This is a genomic window from Sporosarcina sp. FSL K6-2383 (assembly GCF_038618305.1).
Classification (GTDB): domain Bacteria; phylum Bacillota; class Bacilli; order Bacillales_A; family Planococcaceae; genus Sporosarcina.
On the sequence record NZ_CP152017.1, the window covers coordinates 774628 to 790181 of the forward strand.

17 protein-coding genes are annotated in these 15554 nt (G+C 41.5%); 16 read left to right on the plus strand and 1 reads right to left on the minus strand.

Going from position 1 to position 15554, the window contains the following annotated elements; genetic code table 11:
• The first annotated feature begins 32 nt into the window (after positions 1-32).
• Positions 33-881, plus strand: a complete 849-nt coding sequence (locus tag MKZ10_RS04120) for a PepSY domain-containing protein (RefSeq protein WP_342508129.1) — start codon at positions 33-35, stop codon at positions 879-881.
• A 54-nt stretch (positions 882-935) separates the two neighbouring features.
• Here MKZ10_RS04120 and MKZ10_RS04125 read toward each other — a convergent pair whose 3' ends face one another.
• Positions 936-1673 (minus strand): MBL fold metallo-hydrolase, encoded by a 738-nt coding sequence (locus tag MKZ10_RS04125; protein ID WP_342508131.1) that lies wholly within the window; start codon positions 1671-1673, stop codon positions 936-938.
• Positions 1674-2081: 408 nt separating this feature from the next.
• Here MKZ10_RS04125 and MKZ10_RS04130 point away from each other — a divergent pair, with 408 nt between their 5' ends.
• The 15 genes from MKZ10_RS04130 (at position 2082) to mdh (ending at position 15508) form a co-directional block, all read left to right on the plus strand.
• Positions 2082-3539: a sensor histidine kinase gene (locus tag MKZ10_RS04130; RefSeq protein WP_342508133.1), complete on the plus strand. Its 1458-nt coding sequence runs from the start codon at positions 2082-2084 to the stop codon at positions 3537-3539.
• Entirely contained in the window at positions 3514-4083 is a 570-nt protein-coding gene (locus tag MKZ10_RS04135; protein ID WP_342508134.1) for a response regulator, read from the plus strand. The genes MKZ10_RS04130 and MKZ10_RS04135 overlap by 26 nt, the downstream gene beginning before the upstream one ends.
• 140 nt (positions 4084-4223) lie before the next feature.
• Complete coding sequence (eutH, locus tag MKZ10_RS04140) at positions 4224-5492, plus strand: ethanolamine utilization protein EutH (protein WP_342508136.1); 1269 nt, start codon at positions 4224-4226, stop codon at positions 5490-5492.
• Between the two features lie 33 nt (positions 5493-5525).
• Complete coding sequence (locus MKZ10_RS04145) at positions 5526-5867, plus strand: BMC domain-containing protein (protein WP_203247481.1); 342 nt, start codon at positions 5526-5528, stop codon at positions 5865-5867.
• Between the two features lie 15 nt (positions 5868-5882).
• Positions 5883-6404: a EutP/PduV family microcompartment system protein gene (locus MKZ10_RS04150; RefSeq protein ID WP_342508138.1), complete on the plus strand. Its 522-nt coding sequence runs from the start codon at positions 5883-5885 to the stop codon at positions 6402-6404.
• Positions 6405-6707: 303 nt separating this feature from the next.
• Complete coding sequence (locus MKZ10_RS04155; protein WP_342510002.1) at positions 6708-8126, plus strand: ethanolamine ammonia-lyase reactivating factor EutA; 1419 nt, start codon at positions 6708-6710, stop codon at positions 8124-8126.
• Positions 8127-8142: 16 nt separating this feature from the next.
• Positions 8143-9507: an ethanolamine ammonia-lyase subunit EutB gene (locus MKZ10_RS04160; protein ID WP_342508140.1), complete on the plus strand. Its 1365-nt coding sequence runs from the start codon at positions 8143-8145 to the stop codon at positions 9505-9507.
• A gap of 12 nt (positions 9508-9519) precedes the next feature.
• Positions 9520-10497, plus strand: a complete 978-nt coding sequence (eutC, locus tag MKZ10_RS04165; RefSeq protein WP_342508142.1) for an ethanolamine ammonia-lyase subunit EutC — start codon at positions 9520-9522, stop codon at positions 10495-10497.
• Positions 10498-10513: 16 nt separating this feature from the next.
• Positions 10514-11161, plus strand: coding sequence for an ethanolamine utilization microcompartment protein EutL (eutL, locus tag MKZ10_RS04170; protein WP_342508144.1), 648 nt, complete (start codon positions 10514-10516; stop codon positions 11159-11161).
• Between the two features lie 16 nt (positions 11162-11177).
• The gene (locus MKZ10_RS04175) at positions 11178-12686 is read left to right on the plus strand and encodes an aldehyde dehydrogenase family protein (protein WP_342508146.1); all 1509 of its coding nucleotides are present in this window, start codon (positions 11178-11180) and stop codon (positions 12684-12686) included.
• Between the two features lie 22 nt (positions 12687-12708).
• Positions 12709-12996 carry a BMC domain-containing protein gene (locus MKZ10_RS04180; RefSeq protein WP_342508148.1) on the plus strand — a complete coding sequence of 96 codons (288 nt, stop codon included), beginning with the start codon at positions 12709-12711 and terminating at the stop codon, positions 12994-12996.
• Positions 12997-13030: 34 nt separating this feature from the next.
• Positions 13031-13903, plus strand: a complete 873-nt coding sequence (locus tag MKZ10_RS04185; RefSeq protein WP_342508150.1) for a phosphate propanoyltransferase — start codon at positions 13031-13033, stop codon at positions 13901-13903.
• A gap of 16 nt (positions 13904-13919) precedes the next feature.
• A complete protein-coding gene (locus MKZ10_RS04190; protein ID WP_342508152.1) occupies positions 13920-14186 on the plus strand; it encodes a EutN/CcmL family microcompartment protein in 267 nt (88 codons plus the stop codon).
• Positions 14187-14196: 10 nt separating this feature from the next.
• Entirely contained in the window at positions 14197-14544 is a 348-nt protein-coding gene (locus MKZ10_RS04195) for a BMC domain-containing protein (protein WP_342508153.1), read from the plus strand.
• 22 nt (positions 14545-14566) lie between these two features.
• On the plus strand, positions 14567-15508 hold the full coding sequence (mdh, locus tag MKZ10_RS04200) for a malate dehydrogenase (protein ID WP_342508155.1): 942 nt from the start codon (positions 14567-14569) through the stop codon (positions 15506-15508).
• Positions 15509-15554 lie beyond the last annotated feature (46 nt).

A 15554-nucleotide genomic window follows, 5' to 3' on the forward strand; every position in this document is an offset into this window, starting at 1 on the left:
ATAAAGGTAATAAGAGAAGGAGGCATTCAATTATGAATAAATGGATGATCATTCCTGCATTAGCGGGAGCAGTTGTACTAGGTGGAGCAGCGTTGGCAAACGGTTTAGGAACTAGTGAGGCACATGCAGCAGAAAGTTTTCTCTCTTTAAAAGAAGCAAAGGCATTGGCCGTTCAAAAAGTCGGTGGAAAAGTGACAGAAATTGAGCTTGAAAAAACAAAAACAGGTTTTATCTATGAAGTTGAAGTGAAATCAAACGGAGTAGAATATGATCTAGATATTGATGCACAAACGGGAAAAGTAGTGATTGAGAAACAACAAGCTAAGAAAGTTGCCCAAGCAGAACTACCACGAGTAGCAGACGCGAAGCTTTTAACAAAAGACCAAGCGATTGCGATTGCACAAAAAAAAGCAAAAGGTTCGGTGACAAAGGCCGAATTGGATGACGACGATGGTCGCAAACACTATGATATCGAGATCAAAGACGGCGCATATGAATATGATTTCGAAATCGATGCGATTACAGGTAAAATCCTTGAGTTTGAAAAAGACCGTGACGATGACGATCGATTAGCTGCTAGAAATACAAAAACAGTGAGTAACTCAACTAAAGCCGTAAACACAAAACCGACGATGCTCACGAAAAATCAAGCAATTGTCATTGCGATGAAACAAGCAAAAGGCACTGTAACAGAAATTGAATTAGATGATGATGACGGCCGAAAAATATATGAAATTGAAATCGAAGACGGCACATATGAATACGAATTCGATATCGACGCATTCTCAGGGAAAGTGCTTAAATTCGAAAAAGACCGTGACGATGACAACGATAACGATGACCAAGATGATTACGATGACGACAACAACGATGATGATTAATTAAGAAAAAGGACTGTTCCGGGAATAAAACCGGACAGTCCTTTTAGCTTCAACTCAGAAAACCTCATACATCTTTCCAACCTCAGCAATTTCAGTAGGACCATCATAGTTCTGGCTAGCCGCCTTAAGAATATCTTCAATTTTCCCATGCAAAGGCAAGTGCGTGAGTACAAGCTGTTTTGCATCCGACAAGCTAGCTAATTTCCCGGCTTCACTGCCACCCATATGACCTGGCGCCTTGCCGACATGCTCTTCATACAAATTTGCCTCGCTAATTAACAAATCTGCTCCTCGTGCGAAATCGACGAGCTCATCCCGCCATTCTGTGTCAGCAGTAAGCACAACTGAATGGCCATCGACGCTAAACTTCATGGCGAGACAGTAAACAGGATGGATTGTCCGACAAAATGATACCTCAAATGGTCCGATTTGGATGACATCATCATCAGAAATAGCAACGCCTACAGTTTGCTCTTTATACGATAGTTTGTCGAAATTATCTTGATCCTGAGCATGCCCGTAAATCGGCAAAGCAGGCACTGGCTTGCCAAGGTAGAAATTAATAATCCGACTAAATTGTAAACTACCGACATCAGCAATATGATCCGCGTGATAATGGCTGATGACAACTGCGTCTAATTTCTCGAGAGGTAAATAATTTTGTAAAGAGGAAAGAACCCCGCTTCCACAATCAATCAAGCAGTGAAATCCTTCATGTTCAATCAAAAAAGACGATGTCGCGCTATTTGCCTTCGGATAACCGCCCCAAATGCCTATCGGTGTAATTTTCATACGCTCAACTACCTCCTTCATTTACTGTAAGTGTACCGTGGCGATAAGATATTGAAAAGCAAGGGCTATAAAACTCAAAAATAGAATGAATCCGACGCCTGTTGATTAACCAAACATGCTTGCTCCTCGGTAATAATGGCTTGAATATTTCGCCGAAAGCGAACCGGAAATAGTCTCGTGAAAAAGGTAGTTTTCAAGCCTTTTCTTAGTTGGGATTCATGTAAGTAGGTGGCTAATAATCAGACGTAAAGAATACATTATTACTCGACTTTTATAATGAAAAAAGTATTCTTAGAAATGAATAATAAAAATAAAATTGACCTAACAGAAAATAAAACGTATAATTTATTCAAATAATTCAAGTAATTTTCGGCGGTAATTTAAACAAAAAAGGAATGTGACATACGAGTGAAGGATTCCACACTAGAGCAGCTTTGTAACTTATACACGGAATTGACAGAGGAAGATATTCGTATATTAAAAAATATTGCATCGACTTTGCAAATGTATGCGGATTTGTCAGATGCTTATATGTTTATCGATTGTAAGATGAAAGATAGTGAGAATGCGATTGTTGTTGCTGAGGCATTTCCAAAGTCTATTGAATCCGTATATGAGAATTCTGTAGTGGGGAAAATCGTGTTTGATACTTTTGAACCCGGCGTTTTTTATAGTTATCGTCAAGGAAAGAAGTCACTCATTCGACAAGCAGTAACACAAGAAGGTAGATCTGTAGAGCAAAGTGTTGTGCCTATTAAAAATGATTTACATGAGGTTATTGGTGTTCTTATTCAAGAAAAGGAAGTCGATTACCCTGTATCCTATCAAAATGATCGACAAAAGGACTCGTTAGGTCAAGGGTCAATTGATTATGTTATGGGTGATAAAAGTAATGATATGCCAATGGTTTCAGATTTGCTAATGGAGATTTTTTTATTAACTGATAACGAAAATAAACTAATCTATGCTAATCCGGTAGGTATAAAATTCATCACTGAAATGAGTCGTACAGAAGAAATTCAAAATAAAAATTTAATTGAATTATTGCCCTTCTTAAATCCAGTTTACAATCAGAAAGATGATGTTTTTGTTTTTGAATTAACATTAGATCATAAAAATTTAATTGTAAAAAAGGTACGATTGCGCAAGAAGGATAAGATGAGAGGAACGTTACTCATTATCCAGGATTTAACAGAGCTACGCACGAAGGAAAAAGAACTGATGATGAAATCAGTCGTTATTCAAGAGATTCACCACCGAGTGAAAAACAATCTTCAGACAGTTGCAAGTTTACTAAGATTACAAATGAGGAGAGGATTTCCGGAGGAAAGTAGATCTTACTTTGAAGATACTCTGAATCGTATTTTTAGTATATCTTCGGTTTACGAGCTCATTCTTGCAAATGAAGATGCGGAAGATGATGATGTCGATATCATTGAACTGACAAGGAAAGTTTGCTCGACAATGGTTGTAAATGAGCTACATAAAAAAGTTAACTTGATTATTTCTTCAAATGGCAATAGAATATTAACATCATCTAGGAAAGCGGTTTCAATTGCTTTAATCGTCAATGAGCTCGTTCAGAATTCATTAAAACATGCTTTTCCAGAAGATGAGCAAGGTGAAATTGTTGTGGATTTTCTATCAAACAAAGATTTTTTGGAGCTTCATATTTTCGACAACGGCGTTGGGATGAGGGAGCCTAAAACTTCACTTGGATTAGAAATTGTTCATAACTTAGTAGTCAATGATTTGAATGGTGAATTTAGTTATTTACCGGAAAACATAGGAACACATGCAGTCATTACGTTTCCAGTAAGTCCGGAGGTTATTATTTATTATGAGAAAGAAAATACTGATAGCTGAAGATGAATCCATCATTCGGATGGATATTAAGATGATGCTAGAGGATCATGGTTACGAAGTAGTTGCCGAAGCGGGAGATGGAGATAGAGCGATTGAGTTAGCTTTTCTTCATAGACCGGATCTTGTGCTGATGGATATAAAAATGCCTAAAATCAATGGATTGCAGGCGAGTCAAATAATTGGAAAACAATTAGATCTGCCTATTCTAATTATCACAGCTTACAGTCAAAAGGAGTTTGTGGCGAAAGCCCAACAGGATAATATTGTAGGGTATTTGGTCAAACCGATTGCGGAGTCCAATCTAATACCTGCGGTTGAAATTGCCCTGCATCAGGCAGATAAGGCGAAACGACTAAAGGGAGAAATCAGTGAAGCCCAACAGGAAGTTGAAAAGCGAAAGCTGATTGAACGGGCGAAGGGGCTTCTGATGACAAGGGAGCAGCTGACGGAGCAGGAAGCGTTCAAGGCAATGAGGAGTTCGAGTATGTCTAGGCAAATGACAATGGAGTCGATTGCGAAAGAAATTATTGCAACTCACAAGTAAATATTGACAAGCAATGGCGCTTAAAGAGTATGTTCTTTAAGTGTCTTTTTATGGTCTTTTAAAGGGGGTGATGTCGGTTGTATTGAAAGTAGGTAATGTTGGAACAAGGGAATACATAATTAAAAAAAGGGGGAATTTAAATGGCGATGATTGGTACGGTAATTGTATATATAATAATGGTTTGTGCAGTCTTAGGAGCATTCGCAGCAATTAAAAATCCTGAACAAGGTCTTGGTAAAGAATTCATGTCAGGTATGCATGCTGTGGGACACATTTTTATCCCAGCAGCGGGTATTATGGCGTCGATTCCTTATTTGACGTGGTTTATTAGTAAATTTATAGGACCTCTATTCGATGCGATTGGTGCGGATCCTGCAATTGCAGCGACAACAATCCTTGCGTCGGATATGGGAGGCTACCAGTTAGCGAACGCCCTGAAAACATCCTATGAAGGCTGGATCATGGCACTAATTGTTGGATATATGGCGGGGGCAACAATTGTATTCTCGATTCCTATGGGACTTGCAATGCTTGACAAAAGGGATCATAAATATATGGCTCTTGGTGTGATGTCGGGTGTCTTAACGATTCCGATTGGTGCATTTATCGCTTCTGTATTGGTTGTATTATTCAACACGCAAATTAGAGATGTCATCAGTACAACAACAGATTCTACGTATGAGTTTGTCATTAGCTATGGGCAAATTCTCATTAACCTACTACCTCTACTCATTTTTGTAGTCCTCATTGCGGCAGGCTTAAAGTTCTTCCCGCGTGGCATGATTGCAGGGTTTATGGTATTTGGTCGCGTTATGGATGCAGCGATTAAACTTGTGCTAGTGTTTTCTATCGTTGAAATTTTCACAGGTGTATTCACGACTGTATTTGGTGCATGGGGCTTCGACCCGATCATGGCGGATGAGGCAGATCAATTCCGTGCGCTTGAAACGGCAGGTTATATTGGAATTATGCTAGCTGGTGCGTTCCCGATGGTATACTTGCTACGTAAGTATGCAGCTAAACCGTTGGAAGCGGGAGGTCGCAAGCTTGGACTTTCTTCAGTAGGTAGTGCGGGGATTTTAGCAACGATGGCTAATATTTTGGCGATGTTCTCATTGGTCAGATATATGAGACCGAAAGATAAAGTAATTAATATCGCTTTTGGTGTCTGTGCTGCCTTCTTGTTAGGCGACCATTTATCATTTACAGCCAATTTCCAACCGAATATTATTTTACCAGTTATTATCGGTAAATTGACGGCGGGTATTTGTGCAATTGGAATTGCATACTGGCTATCTGTTCCGACAGCACTTAAACTAGAGGAGAAGGACCGTGCTGAAGGTGTGATTCGACCAGGAGAATACCTGGGAGATGACAATGCCGAGGAAGTACTTAAAGCTCAGTCGTAATCTCTGTTTAGGCAGATGAAAGGAGTGAGTAAAATGAGTGAAGAGAAAAAAAGATTTATTCAGGAATTTGTACCAGGTAAACAAATAACATTAAGTCATTTAATTGCCAATCCAGATCCTGATATGTTCCAGAAGCTAGGGATTCAAGAAGCAGGTGCTTTAGGCATAATGACTTGCACGCCTAGTGAGACGGTTATTATCGCAGGGGATTTAGCTACCAAATCAGCGAGTGTTAAGATTGGTTTCCTGGATCGTTTTACAGGGAGTCTCGTCATTGTGGGTAGTGTTTCTGAAGTGGACGTGGCAATGAATGAAATTAATAAATTTCTTTCTGAAAGACTTGGATATACGCCAGCATTCATCACAAAGTCATAAGGATGTGTTCTGCACATGAAAAATAGAGCCATGCTAATTGGTGCGATTGGTGCTGGGAAATCTACGTTGACGAATGCGTTATTAGGGAAAAAAGTTGAGGCTGTTAAAACGCAGACACTCATTTATCATGATTGGATTGTAGATACACCTGGGGAATATACAGAAAACCCATTTTTCTATAAAAACATCATGGCAACTGCTTTAGAAGTAACTCATGTTTTGTACTTACAGGATGCAACAAACGGTAAAATAATTTTTCCGCCTGGATTTAGTACAGGGATAGCGAAGCTTCCGATTGGTGTCATTACCAAAAGTGACCATCCCGATGCAGACATCACGCGAGCTATCGAAATGGTGAAGTCAGTCATGGCTAGTGGCCCCATTGTCATTACTTCATCGGTTGAAGGGATTGGCATTGAGCATATAAGAGAATTGGTAAAGCTGAACAATTCGGCCGACATGAAGGACTTCGTGGAAGCAGCTAAGGATGAAAAACTAATATTCACAGACTTCCTTTACAATTCACGTAATGTTTGATATGTTTATGCTATTAAAAGTTGATATTTAGGCAAAGGCGCCTTTACTGCTCGAGGATTTTTCTTCGAGTTTGTAAAGGCGTCTTTTTTATCTGAATTCAGATAAAAGCCTCCGGCGGATGTCACGGATTTTTTTAGGGTAGTTTAGAAGGCAGTCTAGATCGCGACGTCCTGTCGCAACGACTGCATGACCTACATCCTGTAGGCCTCTTGCTCGAAAAAATCCGGACGCAATCACGCGGGGGCGTGATCGATTATATTCGGAGGTGTGAGTGTGAACGATTTCAAGCGAAAGCAAGAGACGATGATTAGTGCTGGGATTGACATTGGCACGAGCACGACGAAGTTGATCATTAGCCGATTTTCATTAATGAATGTAGCAGGGACGTCACATGTTCCAAGAATTGAAATTGTGGAAAAAGAAGTTTTGTATAAGAGTCCTATCTTTAGAACGCCATTGACGGATCCTTTTACAATCAATGTAGCAGAAGTAGAGAAAATTATTCGTTCCGAATATCAACAAGCCGGTATTGAAGCTTCTCAAATTGAGACAGGTGCAGTCATTATTACAGGGGAAACGGCGACGAAGCGTAATGCCAGTGAGATGCTCCATTATTTATCGGGCGAGGTTGGTGATTTTTTAGTCGCCACGGCCGGACCAGATTTAGAAGGAATTATCGCGGCTAAAGGTTCAGGTGCCTATGACTATTCGGGTCAAAGTGGAAAAGTAATTGCCAATATTGATATCGGTGGAGGAACGGCGAACATTGCCGTCTATAAAGACAAGGTCCTCCTCGGGACATGTACGATGCATATCGGAGGACGACTCATCGAGTATGAAGGGCAAAAAATCAGTTCGATTTCCCGACCGGTTCAAGAACTGTTAGCTGCAAGTAATCGAACCTTGCAAATTGGCGATTCTTCGGAGGCAGCCGGTATAAAGTTTGTAACCGATTTCATGGCTGAGTCGCTCGGTAGGGTACTAAATAATGAATTGCAAGAAGAAGATTCGGTCCTATTGCTTGGTCATCGCCCTAACTGGACAGAGGAAATTGAAGTGCTTGTTTTCTCAGGGGGTATTTCTGAATGTATGTACAGTCACGAATTAATCGGTGGGCAGCTAGCTGAGTATGATGATATAGGCGTGCAATTAGCACAGGCCCTACAAAGAAATGAAGGATTGCAAAGTTTTCTGTGGATGGAACCCGTTGAAACAGTCCGAGCGACTGTGCTTGGAGCGGGTACGCAAACAACGGAAATTAGCGGAGCTACGATTCAAGTGGCGCCTCATGAATTACCGTTAAAAAATCTACCTGTTTACAATTATGCCTTTCAGTCAGATCTTCAAAGAGGATTGGAAAACTTTGAAGTAGCTATCAAAAATGCAATCGACATGTTTGATGCATCAAGGGAAGGGCAAAACTTCGCCCTCTATATTTCAGAGCTACCCTATATGGGATTCCGAGATGTTCAACAGCTAGCAGCAGCCGTCATTCAAGTGATGGAACAGCGTCCAGTTCCTGATCAGCCGATTGTATTGGTATTACAATCAGACCATGCAAAAGTAGTAGGCCAGACGCTAATGGCTATGAATGTAAGACAAAGCGTCATTTGTATCGATCAAATCTCTGTTGAACAAGGTGATTATATAGATATTGGGAGATCCCTTGAATCAGGGGTTGTCCCGATAGTCGTTAAAACATTAACATTTCACTCGTCGTGAAGGAGGGTGTTAACCAGTGAATTTAAAAACAGTTTTAGGCGGAGTAAGCTATACGTTCGCTGATTTGAAAGAAGTAATGGCAAAAGCAAATGAGGAAAAATCAGGAGATCGGCTAGCGGGTGTTGCGGCAGAAACCGTACAAGAACGAATTGCTGCGAAAACGGTCCTCAGTGAGATCTTATTAAGTGAAATTCGTAATAACCCGTTAATACCAATTGAAACAGATGAGGTTTCTCAAATTATTGAGGGAGACATAAACGAAAGAATTTATGCTGAAATCAAGAATTGGAGTGTCGCTGAATTACGGGAATATATTCTAAGTCATGAAGTTGGCGACCGTGAGCTCAAACGGATTAGTAGGGGATTGACCTCCGAAATGATTGCGGCAGTTGCAAAGTTGATGTCTAACTTGGATTTAGTACATGCTGCAAACAAAGTAGAAATTTTAACGACCTGCAATATTACGATTGGTCATAAGGGAACCATTGCATCCCGCCTACAGCCCAACCATCCAACGGATAGTGTGGATGGAATGATTGCTTCACTGAAGGAAGGACTATCATACGGTGTTGGCGATGCAGTTATCGGTATCAACCCGGTTGACGATTCAGTTGAAAGTGTCAAACGTCTGTTACATGCCACAAAAGATTTTATGAATGAGTGGGAAATACCAACTCAAAACTGTGTGTTGGCACATGTGACGACGCAGATGAGGGCGATTCAACAAGGAGCACCTGCTGATATGATTTTCCAAAGTATCGCAGGAACTGAAGTTGCAAATCGTTCGTTCGGGATATCTGCTGAATTAATAGCGGAAGCAAGAGACCTTGCGTTAAAGCAAGGAACGGGATCTGGTCCACAAGTGATGTACTTTGAGACGGGGCAAGGCTCGGAATTGTCCGCGGAAGCACATTATGGAATTGACCAATTAACATTAGAGTCTCGTAACTACGGTTTTGCAAGACATTATGATCCATTTATTGTGAATACTGTTGTTGGTTTTATTGGACCAGAGTATTTGTATGACAGTAAGCAAGTGATTCGTGCAGGTCTTGAAGATCATTTCATGGGTAAAATGCATGGTCTTCCGATGGGTGTCGATATTTGTTATACAAACCATATTAAAGCGGATCAAAATGATATTGAAGATTTAGGTGTTTTATTATCAGCGGCGGGTGTGAACTTTATCATCTCAGCTCCAATGGGGGATGATGTGATGTTAAATTACCAATCGATGAGTTATCACGATATCGCGACGCTTTTACAAACGTTTGGTAAAACACCATCACCTGAATATCTTAAATGGCTTGAAAAAATGGGGATTTACGAAAATGGTCGTCTAAGCGCTCGCGCTGGGGACGCTACTCTATTTACACGTTAGGAGGTGATATCTGTGGATGAACAACTTATTCAGCAAATTACGAAGTTAGTTGTTGAAAAACTGCAAGCGAATCAGTCCGATACAAATAGTTCTGGAAATAACAGCGAATCACTCGTCGACCTGTTTCAAAGTACACCTGTAGGTAATGGTTTGAAAGAGGAAAAAATAGGTGAGGCGCCTTCTGGAGAAGTAAAGTTTTTCAGTACAATTACTGAAGGGAAGAAACCTAACCTAGTACAGGCGAAGGTAAGTAAACCCGAACTTTTAGTAAGTGATGAGAAAAAAGAAGCCTATTTGGCAGAGCTCCGTAAAAAAACACCTGCTCGAATTGCAGTTGGGAGAGCTGGATCAAGGCCTAAAACAAATACGTGGCTACAATTCCGTTATGACCATGCAGCGGCTGTAGATGCGGTATACGGTGAAGTGCCAACTGAAATTTTGGATCGTTTAGACTTTTTCCAGGTTCACTCAAAAGTACAGGACAAGGAAGAGTATATTAGACGCCCAGACTTAGGTAGACGTCTATCGGATGACTCCAAGACGACTGTTAAAGCAAACTGTCAGCATGCTCCGACAGTTCAAATCGTTGCTTCAAATGGTTTAAGTGCAATCGCCATTGAAGAAAACTTAGAAGATGTATATCTTTCTTTGAAGCAATCGTTAGCCAATTTGAACATTGAAGTGGGTACGAGTTTTTATGTCGATAAAGGCAGAGTTGCTTTGATGGATGAAATTGGAGAAATTCTGCAACCAGATATCGTCATTATCTTAATTGGTGAACGTCCTGGACTCGTTTCGGCTGAGTCACTCAGTGCTTATATATGCTACAAACCACGTATTGGAACGATTGAAGCGGATCGTATGGTTGTTTCCAATATTCATAAAGGTGGCATTCCACCTGTTGAAGCGGGAGCCTATTTAGGAACAGTGATTCAAAAAATCTTGAAGTATGAAGCAAGTGGCGTTTCACTCGTGAAGAAGGAAGGATAGGAGGCGTGCAGATGTCATGAAGAAAATTCATGCGGAAATTTTGTCTATGCAAGTGATCCCTAATGTAGATGCTGGGTTAGCAGCGAAGTTTAATTTAAAACCTCATCAGCGGAGTTTAGGATTGTTTACAACGACGATTGATGACGTGGGTTATACAGCTGCCGATCAGGCGACAAAAGATGCAGATGTGGAAGTGGTCTATGCAAAGAGCTTTTACGCAGGATCAGCACATGCGTCAGGTCCACTTTCGGGAGAGTTTATCGGTATTATAGCTGGTTCTTCCCCAGACGAAGTGAAAAGTGGTCTTGATTCAATTCGGTTGACAGTTGATAGTGCGGCTTACTTTGAAGCGATTAATGATGATGACAACCATGCGTTGTATGCACATACGATTTCAAGTTGCGGTCACTATTTAGCGGAGGTTGCGGGTGTTGCGACAGGACAATCGCTTGCGTACTTGATCGCTCCACCTATCGAAGCAATTGTAGGACTGGATGCGGCATTAAAGGCAGCGGATGTAAGCGTATGTGAATTTTTTGCCCCACCGTCTGAAACAAACTTTGGTGGCGGACTATTAACAGGCAGTCAGTCTTCTTGTAAGGCGGCAGCGGATGCATTTCGAGAAGCTATTTTGAATATGGCAAATCGGCCATTGGACTATTAAGAAAGGAGGGAGTGCAATGGTAACAGCGATAGACGCTGATTTATTAGCTCTCCAGGAAATGCGTACAGCCGTGCAAACGGCTAAGGAAGCGCAATTGGCTTATATGAGTTTTACACAAGAGCAAGTGGATCGAATTGTGAAGGCAGTTGCCGATGCAGCTTATGAACAATCCGCGCGACTTGGCAAGATGGCGGTAGAAGAAACGGGAATGGGAGTAGCTGCCCACAAAACGATTAAAAATGAAGTTGGCTCAAGAGATGTGTATGAAAGCATCAAAGACTTGAAAACAGTCGGAGTAGTTGGGGAAGACAAAGTAAAAAAAGTAGTGGAAATAGCAGCTCCTTTTGGTGTAGTAGCGGCCATTATTCCAACAACAAACCCAACGTCGACGGCTTATTTTAAAACCTTAATTGCCTTAAAAACAAGAAATGCAATTGTTGTGAGTCCGCATCCTTATGCAGTCCAATGTACACATGAAGCTTTGAAGGTTTGTGATGCAGCGGCAGTGGCAGCAGGTGCGCCAAAAGGGTTGATCCAGTGTTTAACGATGGCCTCGATGGGAGCCACGCAGCAATTGATGACGCATCCTGATGTAAATTTAATTTTAGCAACGGGTGGTAGTGCGTTAGTAAAGGCTGCTTATAGCTCTGGGAAACCTGCATATGGAGTAGGTCCTGGTAATGTTCCTGTTTATATAGAACGCTCTGCAAATATCGTAAAAGCGGTAAAGGATATTATCGACAGTAAATCATTCGATTACGGAACGATTTGTGCAACAGAACAAGCGATGGTAGTAGATCGCAATGTTGTCGAGCTGGTGAACCGTGAATTAAAGAAAAATGGTGCATATATTTTATCAGATGAAGAAAAGCGCATCATGGAGAAAGTAGTTTCACCTATCCCAGGAAAAGTGAATCCAAAAATTGTTGGGAAAAGTCCACAGTTCATTGCGCAACTGGCGGGCATCACAATACCCGAAGGAACACGTGTTATTATTGGGATGGAAACAAAAGTGGGTAAGGATATTCCTTTCTCACTTGAAAAGTTATCGCCTGTATTTGCGATGTATGTAGCATCGGATGTGAACCACGCCAAAGAGCTTTGCTTGTCCCTATTAAATTTGGGCGGTCGTGGACATTCACTTTCTATTCATACAGAAACAGATGCGATTGCACGTGAATTCGCAATTGATATGCCTGTTTCACGAATTTTAGTCAATACGATGTCATCCGTTGGAGCAGTCGGCGGGACAACAGGCTTAATGCCTTCTATGACGCTAGGCTGTGGGTCATTCGGTGGCAACATTACATCTGATAACGTAACGGCTAAGCATTTGTTGAACATTAAACGAATGGCTTATGGCGTAAAGGATGTACAGCTTCCGCAACATACAGCTGATACAAACGAAGATGTAACACAGCAAGTCGTTTCTCAGGTATTGAAATCTATGGATTCAAGTGATGCGATCAATCCCGACATGGTGAAAGATCTAGTCAATGAAATTGTAAAGAAACTATCAAACTAAAAATTACTAGGAGGAAACAAACATGAGCAGAGAAGGATCAGCATTAGGAATGGTAGAAACTAAAGGATTAGTCGGTGCAATTGAAGCAGCGGACGCAATGGTGAAGGCAGCAAGTGTAAATCTAGTTGGAAAAGTACATGTAGGTGGCGGAATTGTAACAGTTTTAGTACGTGGAGATGTAGGTGCAGTGAAAGCAGCTACAGATGCAGGAGCAGCAGCAGCACAACGTGTAGGAGAATTGCTATCTGTTCACGTCATTCCAAGACCGCATGATGAGCTAGAAATACTATTACCTAAATCAGACAACTAATAGTAACGTGCTGTAAAGGAAAGGCGGTAACGACATGAATCAGCAATTGATTGAAAAAATTGTGGGGGAAGTACTTGGTCAGCTAACAAAAGTAAATAGCGGACCAAAACAACAACCTGTACTTCCAGCTAATACAATTCCAATCGCTGTTTCTGCTCGTCACGTCCATTTGTCGCAAGAACATGTGGAGATACTGTTTGGGAAAGGGTACGAATTGACAAAGAAATCCGATTTGTCCCAACCTAACCAATTTGCAGCGAATGAGACAGTAGTCATTGCGGGGCCAAGAGGGAGCATTGAACGTGTTCGTGTACTTGGCCCTGCACGCTCGTTGACGCAAGCAGAAGTCAGCTGGACAGATGCTATGAAGCTTGGCATTAAGGCACCGCTCCGTGAATCAGGAAATATCGCAGGTTCAGGAGCATTTACGTTAATCGGGACAAAGGCAAGCCTTTATCTCGAGGAGGGCTTGATTGTTGCCCAAGCACATATTCATATGCAGCCCCAGGATGCCACGAATTTGGGTGTACAAGATGGCGATTATGTCACGGTAGAAGCAGCCGGTATACGACCGATTGCTTATCGGAATGTGAAGATTAGAGTTTCTGAGCGCTATCGTTTAGAAATGCATATTGATACAGATGAAGCAAATGCGGGGCTAATCAAACAAGGGACAATTGGTTATGTTGTTCGTTCGGGTGAAGCTAGTCAACATGTAGTGGAGAAGCAAAGTGCTCCTGAGATACTTGTTAACAAGCAGCATAGCTTTAACAAGAAATTGTTATCCAATGATGATGTCAGGGACATTGAAGCATCTGAAATTATCGTGGAAAAAGGTACAATCATTACGGCACTTGCACGTGATACAGCAAGAGATTTAGGCAAATCTATTTCCGTTAGAAAATAGAAAAAGGTGATAGGCTATGCGTCTAGGAAAAGTGATTGGCAACGTTTGGGCGACACGTAAAGAAGAAGGACTACAAGGTGTGAAGCTATTGATTATTCAACCTGAGGATGCCCATGGAAATGCGGTTAGGACCCATTTCGTCGCGGCTGATCGACTCGGTGCTGGAATCGGTGACCAAGTCATTGTAACAAGTGGTGGTTCAACACGTTATATTGATAAAGATAACCCCATTCCGATTGATGCAGTAGTGATTGGAATAATTGATTCAACAGAAGTGAAGTGAGGTGAAATCAATGAGTCAAGCAATCGGAATGATTGAAACAAAGGGATTAGTCGGTTCGATGGAAGCGGCAGATGCAATGATTAAAGCGGCCAATGTCAGGCTCATTAAACAAGAATTCGTGGATGGTGGAATCGTAACGGTTCTCGTTCAAGGTGATGTAGGCGCTGTACAAGCGGCTGTCGACGCAGGTCGTGAAGCTGCCAAGCGTGTAGGAGAACTGTTAGGATCACATGTCATTCCACGTCCGGATGAGTCCGTTTATAATATGGTTAAGCCTCTTGATCCGAAAAAACAACAGACAAAATCCAAGCCTGCACCTGCTAGCAAAGCACAAACGACCAAAAAAACTGAGGAATAATCGTGTGAAAGGGTGAGTATAGTTGGCTTTTCGAAGAAATAAAATCGCCGTCATTGGTGCGGGATATACCGGTGCCACTGTAGCTTTACTATTAGCACAAAAAGAATTGGGAGATATTGTTTTACTCGATATTCCTGAACAAGAAAGCCCGACAAAAGGAAAAGCGTTGGATATGCTGCAAGCAGGACCTATTCAACGTTTTAATGTGAAAATTACAGGGACGTCAAACTACGCAGATATTCAAGACGCGGACATGGTTATCATTACTGCGGGGATCGCACGGAAACCTGGAATGAGTAGAGATGACCTAGTGACGACGAATGCAAAAATTATGCGTGCTGTATCGGAGCAAGTGAAAAAATATGCACCAGATAGCACAATTCTCATTTTAAGTAATCCAGTAGATGCCATGACTTATGTGTGCTATAAAACGACTGGATTCCCTAAAAATCGGGTGATCGGTCAATCAGGTGTATTGGATACGGCACGTTTCAATACTTTTGTTGCTGAAGAGTTAAATATTTCAGTGGAAGACATTTCGGGGTTTGTTTTAGGGGGGCACGGGGATGATATGGTGCCACTCGTTAGATATTCTTATGCTGGCGGTATACCTTTAGAGAAACTTATACCCCAGGATCGTCTTGATGCAATTGTGGAGCGCACAAGAAAAGGTGGAGGAGAAATTGTTTCCTTACTTGGCAATGGAAGTGCTTACTATGCACCGGCCGCTTCACTCGTCGAAATGGCAGAAGCCATTATTAAGGATAAAAAGAGGATATTGCCCTCGATTGCTTATTTGGAGGGTGAATACGGCTACAATGGGCTATATTTAGGCGTTCCTACTGTGATTGGTGGCAATGGTATCGAAAGTATCATTGAGCTTCCGTTGACAAATGAAGAGCAGACAGCGCTGGATAAGTCGGCAGAGGCAGTTCGTTCAGTCATTGACATTTGCAATCGTTAAAAATAGGGTGAGCAGCTACTATGTGTAGTTGCTCACCTTTTTTATC